This is a genomic window from Azospirillum sp. UENF 111221, from assembly GCF_058780625.1.
On the sequence record NZ_JBSNCH010000005.1, the window covers coordinates 390,529 to 405,427 of the forward strand.

Here is a 14,899-nt window from a genome sequence, read left to right on the forward strand (position 1 = left end):
GTTCGAGTTCTCCGTCATGCTGACCAGCCTGCCCAACCTGCTGACCCTGTCGCGCATCGCGGTGATCCCGGTGGTGGTCGGGCTGTTCTATGTGCCGGAGGCGTGGGCCGCCTACACCGCCTGCTCGCTCTATGCGGCGGCTTGCATCACCGACTGGTTCGACGGCTATCTGGCGCGCGCCTGGGCGCAGGAAAGCGTGATCGGCAAGTTCCTGGACCCCATCGCCGACAAGCTGCTGGTGGCGGCGACGCTGATCATGCTGGCGGGCTTCCACCGGCTGACCGGCCTGTCGATCCTGCCGGCGGTGGTGATCCTGCTGCGCGAGGTTCTGGTGTCGGGCCTGCGCGAGTATCTGGCCGGCCTGCATGTCGGCGTGCCGGTGACCTGGCTGGCGAAATGGAAGACGACGATCCAGATGATCGCGCTGGGCTTCCTGATCGTCGGCGACTATGGTCCGGCCGAACTGCCGGTGACCTTCATCGGCACGGTCGGCCTGTGGATCGCCGCGGCGCTGACCTTCTACACCGGGTGGGATTACATGCGCGCCGGGTTGACCCACATGATGGCGGAGCAGCCGGCCAAGCCCGGTGCCGCCCGTTCGGCCCGAAGCGCCGGTTGAAAGTTTCCGACATGAAGATTTTCGGGCTGACCGGCTGGAGCGGCAGCGGCAAGACCTCGCTGATGGTACGCCTCATTCCCGCGCTGACGGCGCGTGGCCTGCGGGTTTCGACGGTCAAGCATGCACACAAGGGCTTCGACATCGACCATCCCGGCAAGGACAGCCACAACCATCGCATGGCCGGCGCCACGGAGGTTCTGGTCAGCTCTCCCCGCCGCTGGGCGTTGATGCACGAACTGCGCGACGCCGAACCGGAACTGACGCTGGACCAACTGATCGGCAAGATCGCTCCGGTCGATCTGCTGCTGATCGAGGGATTCAAGCGCGACCGGCACGAGAAGATCGAGGTCTGGCGGGCCGATGTGGACAAGGCGCTGATCGCACCGGACGACCCTACCATCGTCGCGGTGGCGAGCGACAGCGCGGTTCCGGGATGCCCGGTTCCGGTGCTGGACCTCAACGATGCGGATGCGGTCGCGGCCTTCATCGTTGCGCGTTGCGGGTTGGAGTGAGGCTGAGCCTTCACGCGGTCAGACGGTAATATGGGCGGCATTTCCTCCTTCACCCGGCGGGCGCCCGGCCCTGATGTCTATCGGCTCGCCATCTTCGATTTCGACGGGACGCTGGCCAACTCCTTTCCCTGGTTCGTCGGCGTTCTGAACGGTGTCGCCGACCGCTATGGCTTCAACCGCGTACAGGCGGACGAGGTCGACCTGCTCCGTGGTTATGACGCGCGGCAGATCATGCGGCACCTGCGGGTGCCCGGCTGGAAGCTTCCTTTCATCGCCAACCACATGCGCCGGCTGATGGCGAGCGACATCGACGGCATACGGCTGTTCGACGGCGTGCCGGATATGCTGTGGGCGCTGACCGACCGGGGGGTGACGGTCACCATCGTCAGTTCCAATTCCGTCGAGAACGTCCGCCGCATCCTGGGGCCGGAGGCGGCGGGGCTGGTCGTTCATTACGGCTGCGGCGCCTCGCTGTTCGGCAAGGCGGCGAAGTTCCGCAGGATGCTGCGCATCACCGGCGTTCCGGCGTCCCAAGCCATCACGATTGGCGATGAGCTGCGCGACATCGAGGCGGCCCGGACGGTGGGTATCGCCTGTGCCGCTGTCGCCTGGGGCTACACGCGCGGCGATGCGCTGGCGGCGCTGCGGCCGGATCGGCTGCTAAGTCGGGTCGATGAGATCCCCCGGCTGTTCGGCGGCTGAATGCCACGTCCCGGAAAGCGCGCCTTTTCCCTCTTCGCACCCGGCGTCGCAACGGACTAGAGTGGCGGCCATGGTGCAACTCGACAATGACTGCTTCGCCTTCGGCGGACCGATGATGGCGCTGGAGCCGGCGCTGGCGCTGCTGGCCGGACGGGTCGGGCCGGTGACGGCGACCGAAGCCGTGCCGCTGTCCGATGCGTTGGGACGGGTTCTGGCTGCCGATCTGGTGGCGCCCTTCAATGTGCCGCCGCACGACAACGCCGCGGTGGATGGCTATGCCGTGTTCTTCGACGACCTCGACGCCGATGCCTCCACCACTCTGCCGGTGACGGCGCGGGTGGCGGCCGGGCAGTGGCTCGGCCGGCCGGCGGCGCGGGGGGAGGCGGTGCGGATTTTCACCGGCGCGCCGATGCCCACCGGCATGGACACCGTCTTCATGCAGGAGGATTGCCGCAGCGCCGGGACCGGACGCGATGCAACCGTCACCCTGCCACCCGGCATCCGCCGTGGCGTGAACCGTCGGCTGGCGGGAGAGGATGTGCGCGAGGGCTCGGTCGTGCTCTCGGCCGGACGCCGCCTGCGGCCGGAGGACATCGCGCTCGCCGCTTCGCTCGGCCATGCGGTGCTGGGCGTGCGCTGCCGCCTGCGGGTGGCGGTGTTCTCCACCGGCGACGAGCTGCGGCAGCCAGGGCAGGCGCTGGAGCCCGGTGCCGTCTATGACGCCAACCGCTTCGCCCTGATCGCGCTGCTGACCCGGCTGGGCTGCGCCGTCACCGATCTCGGTATTCTGCCCGACCGGTTCGAGGCGATCCGCGACGCTCTGGCGGAGGCCGCGGCCGGCCATGACGCGCTCATCACCTCCGGCGGCATGTCAACCGGCGAGGAGGATCACGTCAAGCCGGCGGTCGAGGCGAACGGGCGGCTCGATTTCTGGCGGTTGGCGATCAAGCCGGGACGGCCGGTGGCGCTGGGGCGGGTGCGCGATGCCGTGTTCGTCGGCTTGCCCGGCAATCCGGTCGCGGTGGTGGTGACCTTCCTGCGCATCGCCCGGCCGATTCTGCTGACGCTGATGGGGGCATCCGGTGAGGCGCCAAGGCCGATCCCGGTGCGCGCGGGCTTTGCCCACAAGAAGAAGCCCGGCCGGCGCGAGTTTCTGCGCGGGTCGCTGATGCGCGGCGTAGACGGTACGTTGGAGGCGACCAAATACCCGCGCGATGGGGCCGGCGTGCTCTCGTCGCTGGTGGAGTCCGAGGGGTTGATCGAACTGCCCGAGGATCTGGCGCGGGTCGAGCCCGGCATGACCGTCGATTTCCTGCCTTTCAAAGAATTCCTGTAGAGGTCGCGTGATGAAGATTCTCTATTTCGCCTGGCTGCGCAGCAAGATCGGCGTGCCGACCGAGACGGTGGACCTGCCGGCGGAGGTCGCAACGGCCGGCGATCTCGTCGAATGGCTGAAAACCCGCAGCCCCCGTCATGCCGAGGCGCTGGCCAACAGCAAGGTGGTCAAGGTGGCGGTGAACCAGGAGCATGTGCCCTACGACCACCCGATCTCGGCCACCGACGAGGTGGCGCTGTTCCCGCCGGTGACGGGAGGCTGACAGATGGCGATCCGCGTCCAGGCCGGGGATTTCGATGTCGGCGCCGAATATGCCGCCTTCACCGCCGGCCGCACCAGCGTTGGCGGGGTGGCGATGTTCGTCGGGCTGGTGCGCGACGTCGCCGGCGGTGCCGCCGTCAGCGCCATGACGCTGGAACATTACCCCGGCATGACCGAGAAGCAGTTGGAGACCATCGAGGAGGAGGCGCGCCGCCGCTGGCCGCTGGACGATGTGCTGGTGATCCACCGCCATGGCCGGTTGGAGCCGGGCGACCGCATCGTGATGGTCGCCACCGCGTCGGCCCACCGGGACGCTGCCTTCGAGTCCTGCCGCTTCCTGATGGACTGGCTGAAGACCAGGGCGCCCTTCTGGAAGCTGGAAGCCACGCCGGAGGGCGAGCGCTGGGTCGAGGCCAAGGACAGCGACGACGCAGCGGCAGCGCGGTGGGCGACGTAAAGGATCGCCGGGAGGCCGGGCGCGCTCAGGCGTGCCCGGCTTCGCCCGACAGCATGGAGACGCTGACACCCAGCTTGCCGATGGCGCGTTCCCATTTGGCGTCCAGGTCGGTATCGAACAGCAGCTTCTCGTCGCAGGGCACGTTCAGCCAGCCGTTCGCTTGGAATTCGGCGTCGAGCTGCCCCGGACCCCAGCCGGCATAGCCGAGCAGCAGCAGGTTGCGGCGCGGGCCGCGGTCTTCGGAAATGGCGCGCAGGATGTCGATGGTGGCGGTCAGGGCCACGTCGTCGTTCACCACCAGGGTGCCGTCGCGGACATAGTCGGTCGAATGCAGGACGAAGCCACGGCCCGAACTCGACGGGGCCGCCGTAATGCACCGGCAGGTTGTTGACCGGCTGCGCGATGTCCATGTCGAGCTGTTCCAGCAGATCCTCGAACGTGATCGACCCGAACAGCCGGTTGACCACCAGCCCCATTGCGCCGTCTTCATTGTGGGCGCAGACATAGATGACCGTACGCTGGAAACGCGGGTCCTCCATTCCGGGCATGGCGATCAGCAGCTGGCCGGTCAGCGATTCCGTGGTCTTGGAGTCCGGAGACTTGGTCAGGCGCGGCATGGGCGATTATCCTTGTCGTCGGTCCGGTGCGGGAAACCGCTGCCCGTACCCACGTGCGGTTGTGGTTGGCGCTCTGGCGACGCTTTCACCGGAGTGTGACAGCACCGGCCGAGCTTTGTCACCATTATATGGGCTATCATATAGGGTGTCGGGGACGCGGATGCGCCCCTTCCAGGGAAGAGAACAGTGCGCGCGATGAAAAGACATGCCCTCGCCCTTCTGCTGAGTCTGGCCGCGCTTGCCGGTGGCGGTACCCCTGTTTTTGCGCAGGATGCGGTCGGGGCCTGGACCAAGGCAGGACCGGTGGAGGCGCGTCTGGTGTCGGCGGTGCGCGGCACCGGCGATCTGGCGGCGCTGCCGTTGGGACTGGAACTGCGGCTGGAGCCGGGATGGAAGACCTATTGGCGCTCCCCCGGCGATGCCGGCTTTGCGCCGCGCCTGGACTGGAGCCGCTCCGGCAATCTGGGGGAGGCGACGCTGTCCTATCCGGCGCCGCACCGCTTCTCGGTTCTGGGATTTGAAACGGCGGGCTATGACACGGCGGTTCTCTTCCCGATCGAGGGCAAGCCGGCGACGCCCGGAAAGCCGGTCGATCTGGCGCTGACCGCCGAACTGCTGGTCTGCTCGGAAATCTGCGTGCCGCAAACTCTGGAGCTTGCCCTTGCTCTTCCGGCCGGGCCGGCCGAGCCCAGCGACGTCGCCAACGACGTGGCGCGTGCGCAGGCGCTGGTGCCGAAGGGGCCGAACGGTCTGCTGCGCATCAACTCCGTGCAGGGCAAGGGGGGCGCCCTGGAGGTCGAGGCGACCGCCGCCGATGGCTTCGTCTCCCCCGATCTGTTCGTTGAGACGGACCCGCCGCTGACCTTTTCCGCCCCCAAGACGGTCTTTTCCGACAATGACCGCCATGTCCGCCTGACCCTGACGGTGACCGATCCGCAGCAGGGCCTCGATCTCGCCGGGCGCGCGATGACGCTGACCCTGGTCGACGGCGACAAGGCGGTCGAAGCACCGGCAACCGCGTCGGCCGGCGGCGCCGCGTCGGTGCCCGGTGGTGTGGGTCTGCTGGCGATGCTGGGGGTGGCCCTGCTAGGCGGCCTGATCCTGAACCTGATGCCCTGCGTGCTGCCGGTGCTGTCGCTGAAGCTGATATCGGTGGTCAAGCATGGCGGGCAGGCGCCGGCCGCCGTGCGTGCCGGCTTCCTGGCGAGTGCCGCCGGTATCCTGACCTCGTTCCTGCTGATGGCTTCTGTACTGGTCGGGGTCAAGGCGGCGGGCGGGGCGGTCGGCTGGGGCATCCAGTTCCAGCAGCCGCTGTTCCTGGTCTTCATGGTCGTGCTGGTCACGCTGTTCTCGGCCAACCTGTGGGGCCTGTTCGAGGTGCCGTTGCCGCGCGCCATGGCCGACCGGCTGGGCGGCGACGGGCTGGCCGGGCCGTTCGCCACCGGCATGTTCGCGACCCTGCTGGCGACACCCTGTTCCGCGCCCTTCCTGGGCACGGCGGTGGGATTCGCCCTGTCGAAGGGGCCGGTGGAGATCTACGCGATCTTCGCGACTCTGGGCGTCGGGTTGGCTCTGCCCTATCTGGCTGTCGCGGCATGGCCGCGGGTGGCGGGCTGGCTGCCGCGTCCGGGGAGCTGGATGGCGACGCTGAAGGCGGTTCTGGGGTTCGCGATGATGCTGACGGCGCTTTGGCTGCTGTCGGTGCTGACCGCGCAGATCGGCGATGTGGCCGCGGCCACGGTCGGGCTGATGATGGCGGCGCTGGTGCTGTCACTGTGGGTCGGGCGGAGCGCGCGGGGCGCCGCGCGGACGGCGGGGCCGGCGCTGGCCGGCGTACTGGCGGTCACCGCCTTCGCCATGCCGGCGGCGGTCGGTCCGTCGGCCGGTGCGGCGCCGGTGCTTGCCGAGTCCAAGGCACGCTGGGTCCCCTTTGCCGAAGCCACGATCCGCGAGCATGTCGCCGCCGGACGCACGGTGTTCGTCGACGTGACCGCCGATTGGTGCATCACCTGCCAGGCAAACAAGAAGCTGGTGCTGAATCGCGGCGAGGTTGCCCAGCGGATGGACGACCCGGCCGTCGTGGCGATGCGCGCCGACTGGACCCGCCCGGACGCGACGATCGCGAAGTTCCTGTCCGACCATGGCCGTTACGGCATTCCCTTCAACATCGTCTATGGCCCCGGCGCACCGGACGGCCTCGCTCTGCCGGAATTGCTGAGCGAAGGCGCGGTGTTGGAGGCGTTGAGCAAGGCGGCGGGCAAGTCAGCAGGCAAGGGTGTCTGAGCAGGGTCCGGAAAAGGCCTATGGCCGTTGCGGCTATTCTGCGGTAACAGGGCGGCTCCGGGAGAGCATCCCGCGCCAAGAGGACGATGATGGACGATCAGATCAACTGCCCGCAGTGCAGCTCCGAAAACGCCTACAATGACGGCAGCCTGTGGAACTGCCCGGACTGCGGGCATGAGTGGAACCCCGACACGGCTGCCGCGGCCGTGGATGGCGAAGCCGGGCAGGGCGTGCGCGATGCCAACGGCAACCCGCTGGCCGACGGCGACAGCGTCACCGTCATCAAGGACCTGAAGGTCAAGGGATCGTCGCTGGTGGTCAAGGGCGGGACCAAGGTGAAGAACATCCGTCTGGTGGACGGGGCCGACGGGCACAACATCGCCTGCAAGATTGACGGCATCGGCGCGATAAATCTGAAGTCGGAGTTCGTGAAGAAGGCTTGATCACGGTTGTGCCGTCTGGTCAGCCGCGCCTTGCGGGCGCTCGCCGCGAGGGATAGAAGGGATGCAGGGCCGGGCTCCGCAAAGAGGGTCCGGCCGGACCCGAAAACGGGCCAAACCCAAAAACCGGAAGGGTTAGAGACGATGAGCATCCAGGTTGGCGATACCATTCCGTCCGTCACGCTGAAGTGGCTGACCGACAACGGCATGCAGGAAGTCACCACGGACGAGCTGTTCAAGGGCAAGAAGGTCGTCCTGTTCTCCGTTCCCGGCGCCTTCACCCCGACCTGCTCCGCCAAGCACCTGCCGGGCTTCGTCCAGCAGGCCGACGCGCTGAAGGCCAAGGGCGTGGACAGCATCATCTGCCTCGCCGTCAACGATCCCTTCGTGATGCGCGCCTGGGGTGACAAGGGCAGCGTCGGCGACAAGGTCAAGATGCTGCCCGACGGCAACGCCACCTTCACCACCGCTCTCGGCCTGACCATGGACGGCTCGGCCCATGGCCTGGGCACCCGCGGCCAGCGCTTCGCCCTGGTGGCCGAGGACGGCAAGGTCACCCATGTCGCCGTCGAGGCCCCCGGCAAGTTCGAGGTGTCGTCGGCCGAAGCCGTGCTGGAAAAGGTCTGATCGTAAAGCGCCCCCTCCTCGGGAAGGTCCGGGGAGGGGGCGCCTGTTCAGCTTCTGGCCCGCACGTCGGCCACGCCGCGCCGCGCCAGTTCGTCGGCACGTTCGTTTTCGGGGTGGCCGGCGTGTCCGCGCACCCAGTGGAACTCGATCTCGTGCTGCCGTTTCGCCTCTTCCAGGCGCTGCCACAGATCGACGTTCTTCACCGGCTTCCTGTCGGCGGTCATCCAGCCCTTGGCCTTCCAGCCATGGATCCACTTGGTGATGCCGTTCTTCACATATTCGCTGTCGGTGAAGAGACGGACGGTCACCGGCTTCTTGAGGGCCTCCAGCGCCATGATGGCCGCCATCAGTTCCATGCGGTTGTTGGTGGTCGCCGGCTCGCCGCCGTAAAGCTCCTTCTCCACCTCGCCATAGCGCAGGATGGCGCCCCAGCCGCCGGGGCCGGGATTGCCGCTGCAGGCGCCGTCGGTGAAGATGTCGACGGTCTTGCCGCCGGCTTCGGGCGAAATGGTGCTGTCCGTCATGCCGTCAGCTCCTGCCCGCATCCGAGTCGTCGAGGAAATAGTCGCCCAGACCGCGGACCGACTGGTGGAAGCGCAGCTTGCGCAGATATTCCAGCGGATCCTTCGGCCGCACGAAGGCGCCCGGCGGGTGGTTTAGCCAGTCATAGAGACGGGTCAGCAGGAAGCGCACGGCGCTGCCGCGGCAGAGCCAGGGCAGGGCGTCCAGCTCCTCGCGGGACAGCGGCCGGACCTTGCGGTAGTTGGACAGCAGCAGCCGGGCCTTGGTGGCGTTGAACGAGCCGTCGATCTCGAAACACCAGGCATTGATGCAGATCGCCACGTCATAGACGAGGAAGTCGTTGCAGGCGAAATAGAAGTCGATCAGGCCGGACAGGCTGTCGCCGCGGAAGAAGACGTTGTCCGGGAACAGGTCGGCGTGGATGACGCCCGAAGGCAGACCGACCGGCCAGTTGGCCTCCAGCGCCGCCAGTTCGGCATCCAGGGTGGCGCGCAGGCCGGGGGCCACCTCATCGGCGCGCTCGGCCGACTTGGCGAACAGATCCTTCCAGCCGGGCAGGGCCAGCGCGTTCGGCCGCTCCATGCGGAAATCGCCGACCGCCAGATGCAGCCGCGCCAGTGCTTCGCCCAACTGGGCGCAATGCTGCGGCGTGATCCGGCGCGGCCACATGCCGGCCAGGAAGGTGACGATCACCGCCGGGCGGCCGCACAGCTCGCGCAGAGCCACGCCGTCGCGCGCCGCCACCGGCAGCGGGCAGGCGATGCCCTTGTCCGCCAGATGCTCCATCAGGCCGAGGAAGAAGGGCAGATCCTCCTTCCGCGTGCGCTTTTCATAGAGCGTCAGGATGTAGGGTCCGCGTTCGGTCACCAGCAGGAAGTTGGAATTCTCCACCCCCTCCGCGATGCCCTTGCACGACAGCACCGCGCCCAGATCGTACTGGGCGGCGAAGGTGCTGAGATCCTCGTCGGTGACTTCGGTGTATACGGCCATGATATGCAGCGCCTTACCGGGTTTCCGGCTTGCGGTCAATTTCGGGAGTGATCGGCTCGTAATATTCCGGGCCGAAGCCGGCCAATTGACGGCTGGCGGTGTTGAACGGGCGCTTCAGCCCGCCGCGGAAATGGCGGCCGACCAGCTCCTGCCACAGGGCGACCGGCTCCGCCCCGCGGTCGGCACAGAGATGGACGAACCATCGGCGGCCGGCGGCGACGTGGCCGATCTCCTCGTCATGGATGGTCTGGAGCAAATCGGCACTCTCCGCGTCGCCGAAATCGCGCAGGCGGCGCACGGTCTCCGGCGTCACGTCCAGTCCCCGCGCCTCCAGCACCATCGGCACCACCGCCAGCCGGGCGGCGAGGTCGTGGGCGGTCTCGGTCGCCGCCTGCCACAGCCCGTCATGGGCCGGCAGGTCGCCATAGGAGGACCCCAGCGCGTTCAGCCGGGTTTCCAGCATCTGGAAATGCCGAGCCTCGTCGTCGGCCACCTGGATCCAGTCGTCGGTGAAGCCCTTCGGCAGGCCGAGAGGCGCGAATCGGGCGACGATGTCCCAGGCGAGATCGATGGCGTTCAGTTCGATGTGCGCCAGCGCATGCAGCAGGGCGATGCGGTTCTGGGCACTGCCGCCGCGCCCGCGCTTGGGCATGTCGCGAGGCAGCTTCAGCTCCGGCCGGTCGGGACGGGCAGGGCGGTCGGGCGGCGGTGCCGGCACGTCGGGCGACAGAAGACCGTCGCGCCATGCGGCGGCGTGACGGCGGGTCAGGCGCACTTTCTCCAGCGGCGCCGCGGTGGTGAGCACCGCGGTCGCCGCTTCACCCAGGCACGATACGGAAGATGTCATTTCCAGCCGTAGGCGACGAAGTTCGGATTCAGGATGTCGTCCTTGCCATAGACCAGGGGCGAGCCGTCCGGCTGTTCCACCCGGCCGCCGGCACCGATCAGCACGGCGTGGCCGGCGGCGGTGTCCCATTCGCTGGTCGGTCCGAAGCGCGGGTAGAGGTCGGCCTTGCCGCTCGCCACGGTGCAGAATTTCAGCGAGCTGCCGCAGGATACCCGGTCCTTCACCGCATAGTTGCCGAGGAACTCGTCCAGCACCGACCCGCTGCCGTGGGACCGGCTGGCGACGACGGTCAGCCCGTCGGCCGGCGGGTTGCGGACGGAGATCGCGTGGTCGTGGCGGCCTTCCGCGCAATGGACGGCGGTGCCTGGGCCGGCCGCGGCATAGAGGTCGCCGGTGGCGGGAGCGTAGACGACGCCCAGCACTGGGGCGCCATTCTCGATCAGGGCGATGTTCACGGTGAACTCGCCGTTGCGGGAAATGAACTCCTTGGTGCCGTCGAGCGGATCGACCAGCCAGAACCGGCCGCCGGAGATGTCGGGCTTATGGCCGGCGGCCATCGCCTCCTCCGCGACAACCGGGACGCCGGGCAGCAGATGGTGCAGCGCCGGAACGATCACCGCCTCCGCCGCATGGTCGGCCTGCGTGACAGGGCTGCCGTCGACCTTGGTGGCGACGTCGATGCCGTCGTTGTAGAAGCGCAGGATGACCTGACCGGCCTCGTGAGCGATGGTGCGGACCGTCGGCAGCAGGCGCGCCACAGCGGCATCGGGCATGGGGTGAACTCCCTATGGTATGAAGAGTCAGCATACCGTGCCCGATGGCGGGCCGGAAGCTCTTGAACGGGTGTGGAACGGAGAAGGCGGATGACGGCCGGGTTACAGTCGCACGGTGAACGGGGAGAGGGCCGCGGAGCATCGGCCCTATGGCGTGCTATGACCGCGGCCGATCTGGATCGGGTCCTCGCCATCGCGGACATCGTGCATCCGGCCTATCCCGAGGAGCGCAGCGTGTTCGAGGAACGGCTGGCGCTTTACCCCGCCGGCTGCCGTGTGGCCGAGCGCGGCGGAGAGGCCATCGGCTACGGCGTCATGCATCCCGGCAGGCTCGGCGTGCCGCCGCCCCTCGATACGCCGCTCGGCAGCCTGCCGGCCGATGCGGACTGCCTGTATCTGCATGACATCGCGCTGCTGCCGGAGTCGCGCGGCACCGGCCTGGGGGCGGCGGTTCTGGGCTATGCGCACGGGCTGGCGGCGCGGGAGGGCTGGCGGTGGCTGGCGCTGACCTCCACGCCGGGCGCGCGGAGCTATTGGGACCGGGCCGGTTTCACGCCCTATGCGGACGGTGGGCCGGCGCTGGAGGCCAAGCTGGCCAGCTATGGCGGGGGAATGAGCTACATGACCGCACCGGTTCGGGCGTGGGAGTGAGGCTCAGGCGGCCAGCATCGCCATTTCCGGATCGGTCACCACGGCCTGGAAAGCCGGCTTGGCGAACAGGTAGCCCTGCATCAGGGTGACGCCAAGATCGCGCAGGGTCTTGGCCTCGTCCGCCGTCTCGATGCCCTCGGCGATGGGCGTGATGGCGAGATCCTCGCACACCGCCAGGATGGCCTTGACGATGCTGCGCCGTGCCCGCTCGGTGTCGATGTTGCGGGTCAGCTCCATGTCCAGCTTGATGATGTCGGGCTGGAACTCGGCCAGCAGGTTCAGGCCGGAATAGCCGGAGCCGAAATCGTCGATGGCGGTCAGGAAGCCCTGGCGCTTGTATTCGTTGAAGATGCTTTTCAGATGGTCGTGGTCCACCACCCGCTCGTTCTCCGTCACCTCGAAGATGATGCGGTCGGTGGGGAAGCCGGTGCGGCGGGCGGCGGCCAGCGTGGCGCGGATGCAGGCTTCCGCCTTGTAGACGGCGTTCGGCAGGAAATTGATCGACAGGCGGGCGCCGTTCATCGGCAGGGACGATGCCAGTTCGATGGCCTTGATGCGGCAGGACTGGTCGAAGGCATAGCGGGTGGAATCGGTCACCTGTCCCAGGACCCAGCCTGCGCCCTGACCCTCAAGACCGCGCACCAGCGCCTCATGCGCCCAGACACCGCCATTGGCGACGTCGACGATGGGCTGGAACGCCATCGTGAAGTCCAGATCGAGACGGTCAGCACATTGTCCGCCACACCCACCGTCACCAAACGCCATCGCCCTACCCCTGCCAGTCAATAGATTGCCACCTTTAGGTAAGGAACAATGCCATGGATTTCATCCGACGGAGGTGTGGCAAGTGCCGCACCTTCCGACTAGGACTTTCCCTTACCGTTCCGGTAAGCCTCGCTAAACAGCCTACTCCGCAGCCATCCGGGTTTCGGCACGGCGGATTGCCGCCCACACGGTTTCCGGCGTCGCCGGCATGTCGATGTGGGTGATGCCGAGGTCGGACAGCGCATCGACCACCGCGTTGATGATGGCTGGCGGCGCGCCGATGGCGCCGGCCTCGCCGGCGCCCTTCATGCCCAGCATGTTGGTGGTGCTGGGCACGCTGTTCAGCTTCACCTCGATCGGCGGCATGTCGACCGCCCGCGGCATCTGATAGTCCATGAAGGAACCGGACAGAAGCTGGCCGCTGTCGGGATCGAACACCACGCGCTCCTGCAACGCCTGACCCAGCCCTTGCGCCACGCCGCCATGGATCTGGCCGATCACCAGCATTGGGTTGATGACCGTGCCGAAATCGTCGACGACGCTGTAGCGCAGAACCTCGACGATGCCGGTGGCGGGATCGATCTCCACCTCGGCAATGTGGCAGCCGTTGGGGAAGGTGCTGGCCGGTGGGGTCCAGCGCGCCATCTCGGAGAAGGCGATGCCGCCGGTGCCGCCGTCTGCCGCCTTCGCCGCCACCTCCTTCAGAGACACCGAGCGGTCGGTGCCGACGATGGTGAAGCGGCCTTCGGCGAACTCCACATCGACCTCCGCGGTTTCCAGCAGGTCGGCAGCAACGGCGGTCGCGGCCTTCACCACCTTGGCCGCCCCCTCCGCCAATGCCGAGCCGCCGACCGGGACCGAGCGGGAACCGCCGGTGCCGGACCCCCAGCTGACTCGGTCGGTGTCGCCCTGCACCACCTCCACATCTTCCGGCGGGACGCCGAGCCGGTCGGCGAGGATTTGCTTGTAGGCGGTCTCGTGCCCCTGGCCGTTGGTCTGGGTGCCGATCATCAGGACGACCTTGCCGTCTCCGTTGACCTGGACGGTCGCCTGCTCCGGCCCGCCGCCCGAACAGGCCTCGATGTAGGTGGCCAGGCCGGCACCACGCAGCTTGCCGCGGGCCTTCGCCTCCGTCTTGCGGGCGGGCAGGCCGGCCATGTCGGCAAGGATCAGCCCGTCCTCAAGATTCTGGACGAATTCGCCGGTGTCGTAGACCTGCCCCATCGGCGTGGCATAGGGCATGGCGCTGGCCGGAATGAAGTTGCGCCGCCGGATCTCCGCCGGACCGAGGCCGGTGACGCGGCCGGCATGATCGATCAGCCGCTCCAGCAGATAGGCCGCTTCCGGCCGCCCGGCGCCGCGATAGGCGTCCACCGGCTGGGTGTTGGTGAAGACGCCCTTCACCCGGACATAGACGGCAGGCGTCCTGTAGGAGCCGACCAGCATCGCCGATCCGGCATCGGTCGGAATGAAGGGGCCGTAGTTGGACAGGTAGGCGCCGAGATTGGCGACGGTATCGACCCGCAGCCCGAGGAAATGCCCGTCGGCATCGAGCGCGAGGCGTGCCGTGCTGACATGATCGCGGCCATGGTCGTCGCTGATGAAGCCCTCGATCCGGTCGGCCGCCCATTTCACCGCGCGGTTCAGACGGCGGGCGGCGAACAGGCAGGCGACATATTCGGGATAGTTGAACAGCTTCATGCCGAACCCGCCGCCGACATCGGTGGTCAGCACGCGGATGCGCTGTTCCGGTTCGTTCAGGATCTTGGCGAACTGCTTCTGCAGGCCATGCACGCCCTGGCTGGTGACATAGATCAGCAGCCGGCCGGGTGCGCCGTCCGCCCCGGATTCGACGCCGGCGACGCAGGCGCGGCCCTCCATCGGATTGGCGACGACGCGGTTGTTGACCAGTTCCAGCTCGATCACGCGGTGGGCGCCGGCCAGTGCGGCCTCCACTGCCGCCTCGTCGCCGGTGTCCCAGTCGAAACAGAGGTTGTCCGGCGCCTCGTCCCACACCAGCGGGCGGCCGGGCTCCAGCGCCTCCAGCGTGCCGGTGACGGACTGGCGGTCTTCGTAATCGATCATCACCAGCTCGGCGGCCTCGCGCGCGGCCTCCAGCGTTTCCGCCACCACCATTGCGACCGGGTCGCCGACATGGCGGGCGAAGCCGCGGGCCAGCGCCGGGCGGGGCGTCTGGACATAGTCCGACCCGTCGCGCTGCTTCAGCGCCGCCTGGCAGGGGATCATGCCGATCTTCTCGGTATCAAGATCGGCGACGGTGTAGACCGCCAGCACGCCGGGCTGCGCCAGCGCTTCCGACGCATCGACCGCGCCGATGGCGGCGAAGGCATGGGGCGAGCGGACGAAGGCCGCATAGGCCTGTCCGGGAAGAGACACGTCGTCGGTATAGCGGCCGCCGCCGGTCAGCAACCGGGCGTCTTCGGTGCGCGGAACCGCCTGTCCGATGCCGAACTTCATGGGTGAACTCCCGCCTTCC

General features: G+C 67.9%; 16 protein-coding genes and 1 pseudogene. 10 read left to right on the forward strand and 7 right to left on the reverse strand.

Annotated elements, in window-relative coordinates; all coding sequences use genetic code 11:
* Positions 1 to 16 precede the first annotated feature (16 nt).
* From pgsA to moaE, 6 genes are all read left to right on the forward strand, one after another.
* Positions 17 to 619, forward strand: a complete 603-nt coding sequence (pgsA, locus tag ACWPN3_RS16245) for a CDP-diacylglycerol--glycerol-3-phosphate 3-phosphatidyltransferase (protein WP_109049932.1) — start codon at positions 17 to 19, stop codon at positions 617 to 619.
* Positions 620 to 630: 11 nt separating this feature from the next.
* The gene (gene mobB, locus ACWPN3_RS16250) at positions 631 to 1,131 is read left to right on the forward strand and encodes a molybdopterin-guanine dinucleotide biosynthesis protein B (protein WP_492240496.1); all 501 of its coding nucleotides are present in this window, start codon (positions 631 to 633) and stop codon (positions 1,129 to 1,131) included.
* A 30-nt stretch (positions 1,132 to 1,161) separates the two neighbouring features.
* The gene (locus tag ACWPN3_RS16255) at positions 1,162 to 1,833 is read left to right on the forward strand and encodes an HAD hydrolase-like protein (RefSeq protein ID WP_492240497.1); all 672 of its coding nucleotides are present in this window, start codon (positions 1,162 to 1,164) and stop codon (positions 1,831 to 1,833) included.
* Between the two features lie 70 nt (positions 1,834 to 1,903).
* Positions 1,904 to 3,169, forward strand: coding sequence for a molybdopterin molybdotransferase MoeA (locus tag ACWPN3_RS16260; protein ID WP_492240498.1), 1,266 nt, complete (start codon positions 1,904 to 1,906; stop codon positions 3,167 to 3,169).
* 10 nt (positions 3,170 to 3,179) lie between these two features.
* Positions 3,180 to 3,431 carry a molybdopterin converting factor subunit 1 gene (gene moaD / locus ACWPN3_RS16265; protein WP_109096325.1) on the forward strand — a complete coding sequence of 84 codons (252 nt, stop codon included), beginning with the start codon at positions 3,180 to 3,182 and terminating at the stop codon, positions 3,429 to 3,431.
* Between the two features lie 3 nt (positions 3,432 to 3,434).
* Entirely contained in the window at positions 3,435 to 3,887 is a 453-nt protein-coding gene (gene moaE / locus ACWPN3_RS16270) for a molybdopterin synthase catalytic subunit MoaE (RefSeq protein ID WP_492240499.1), read from the forward strand.
* A gap of 25 nt (positions 3,888 to 3,912) precedes the next feature.
* On the opposite strand, the pseudogene ACWPN3_RS16275 reads toward moaE, so the two are convergent.
* A pseudogene (locus tag ACWPN3_RS16275) lies at positions 3,913 to 4,504 on the reverse strand (YqgE/AlgH family protein).
* Between the two features lie 195 nt (positions 4,505 to 4,699).
* On the opposite strand from ACWPN3_RS16275, the gene ACWPN3_RS16280 reads away from it, so the two are divergent.
* The 3 genes from ACWPN3_RS16280 to ACWPN3_RS16290 all read left to right on the forward strand — a co-directional run bounded on the left by ACWPN3_RS16280 (position 4,700) and on the right by ACWPN3_RS16290 (position 7,854).
* A complete protein-coding gene (locus ACWPN3_RS16280) occupies positions 4,700 to 6,787 on the forward strand; it encodes a protein-disulfide reductase DsbD family protein (protein WP_492261582.1) in 2,088 nt (695 codons plus the stop codon).
* An 89-nt stretch (positions 6,788 to 6,876) separates the two neighbouring features.
* Positions 6,877 to 7,230, forward strand: coding sequence for a zinc ribbon domain-containing protein YjdM (locus ACWPN3_RS16285; protein WP_492261885.1), 354 nt, complete (start codon positions 6,877 to 6,879; stop codon positions 7,228 to 7,230).
* A gap of 141 nt (positions 7,231 to 7,371) precedes the next feature.
* Positions 7,372 to 7,854, forward strand: coding sequence for a peroxiredoxin (locus tag ACWPN3_RS16290; RefSeq protein ID WP_109049924.1), 483 nt, complete (start codon positions 7,372 to 7,374; stop codon positions 7,852 to 7,854).
* Positions 7,855 to 7,901: 47 nt separating this feature from the next.
* Here the strand turns inward: ACWPN3_RS16290 and rnhA are convergent, their stop codons facing one another.
* Genes rnhA through cysQ form a run of 4 tightly spaced genes read right to left on the reverse strand, consistent with a single transcriptional unit; the run spans position 7,902 to position 10,986 of the window.
* Positions 7,902 to 8,378, reverse strand: a complete 477-nt coding sequence (rnhA, locus tag ACWPN3_RS16295; RefSeq protein ID WP_492240502.1) for a ribonuclease HI — start codon at positions 8,376 to 8,378, stop codon at positions 7,902 to 7,904.
* 4 nt (positions 8,379 to 8,382) lie between these two features.
* Complete coding sequence (locus ACWPN3_RS16300) at positions 8,383 to 9,366, reverse strand: homoserine kinase (protein WP_492240503.1); 984 nt, start codon at positions 9,364 to 9,366, stop codon at positions 8,383 to 8,385.
* A 13-nt stretch (positions 9,367 to 9,379) separates the two neighbouring features.
* Positions 9,380 to 10,213, reverse strand: a complete 834-nt coding sequence (locus ACWPN3_RS16305) for a ferritin-like domain-containing protein (RefSeq protein ID WP_492240504.1) — start codon at positions 10,211 to 10,213, stop codon at positions 9,380 to 9,382.
* Positions 10,210 to 10,986, reverse strand: coding sequence for a 3'(2'),5'-bisphosphate nucleotidase CysQ (gene cysQ, locus ACWPN3_RS16310; protein ID WP_109049920.1), 777 nt, complete (start codon positions 10,984 to 10,986; stop codon positions 10,210 to 10,212). Before cysQ ends, ACWPN3_RS16305 begins: the two co-directional genes overlap by 4 nt.
* Positions 10,987 to 11,145: 159 nt before the next feature.
* Between cysQ and ACWPN3_RS16315 the strand changes: the two genes are divergently transcribed.
* Positions 11,146 to 11,637, forward strand: coding sequence for a GNAT family N-acetyltransferase (locus tag ACWPN3_RS16315; RefSeq protein ID WP_492240505.1), 492 nt, complete (start codon positions 11,146 to 11,148; stop codon positions 11,635 to 11,637).
* A 3-nt stretch (positions 11,638 to 11,640) separates the two neighbouring features.
* Here ACWPN3_RS16315 and ACWPN3_RS16320 read toward each other — a convergent pair whose 3' ends face one another.
* Positions 11,641 to 12,339 carry an EAL domain-containing protein gene (locus ACWPN3_RS16320; RefSeq protein WP_492261583.1) on the reverse strand — a complete coding sequence of 233 codons (699 nt, stop codon included), beginning with the start codon at positions 12,337 to 12,339 and terminating at the stop codon, positions 11,641 to 11,643.
* A 204-nt stretch (positions 12,340 to 12,543) separates the two neighbouring features.
* Positions 12,544 to 14,880 carry a xanthine dehydrogenase family protein molybdopterin-binding subunit gene (locus tag ACWPN3_RS16325; RefSeq protein ID WP_492240507.1) on the reverse strand — a complete coding sequence of 779 codons (2,337 nt, stop codon included), beginning with the start codon at positions 14,878 to 14,880 and terminating at the stop codon, positions 12,544 to 12,546.
* Between the last annotated feature and the right edge of the window lie 19 nt (positions 14,881 to 14,899).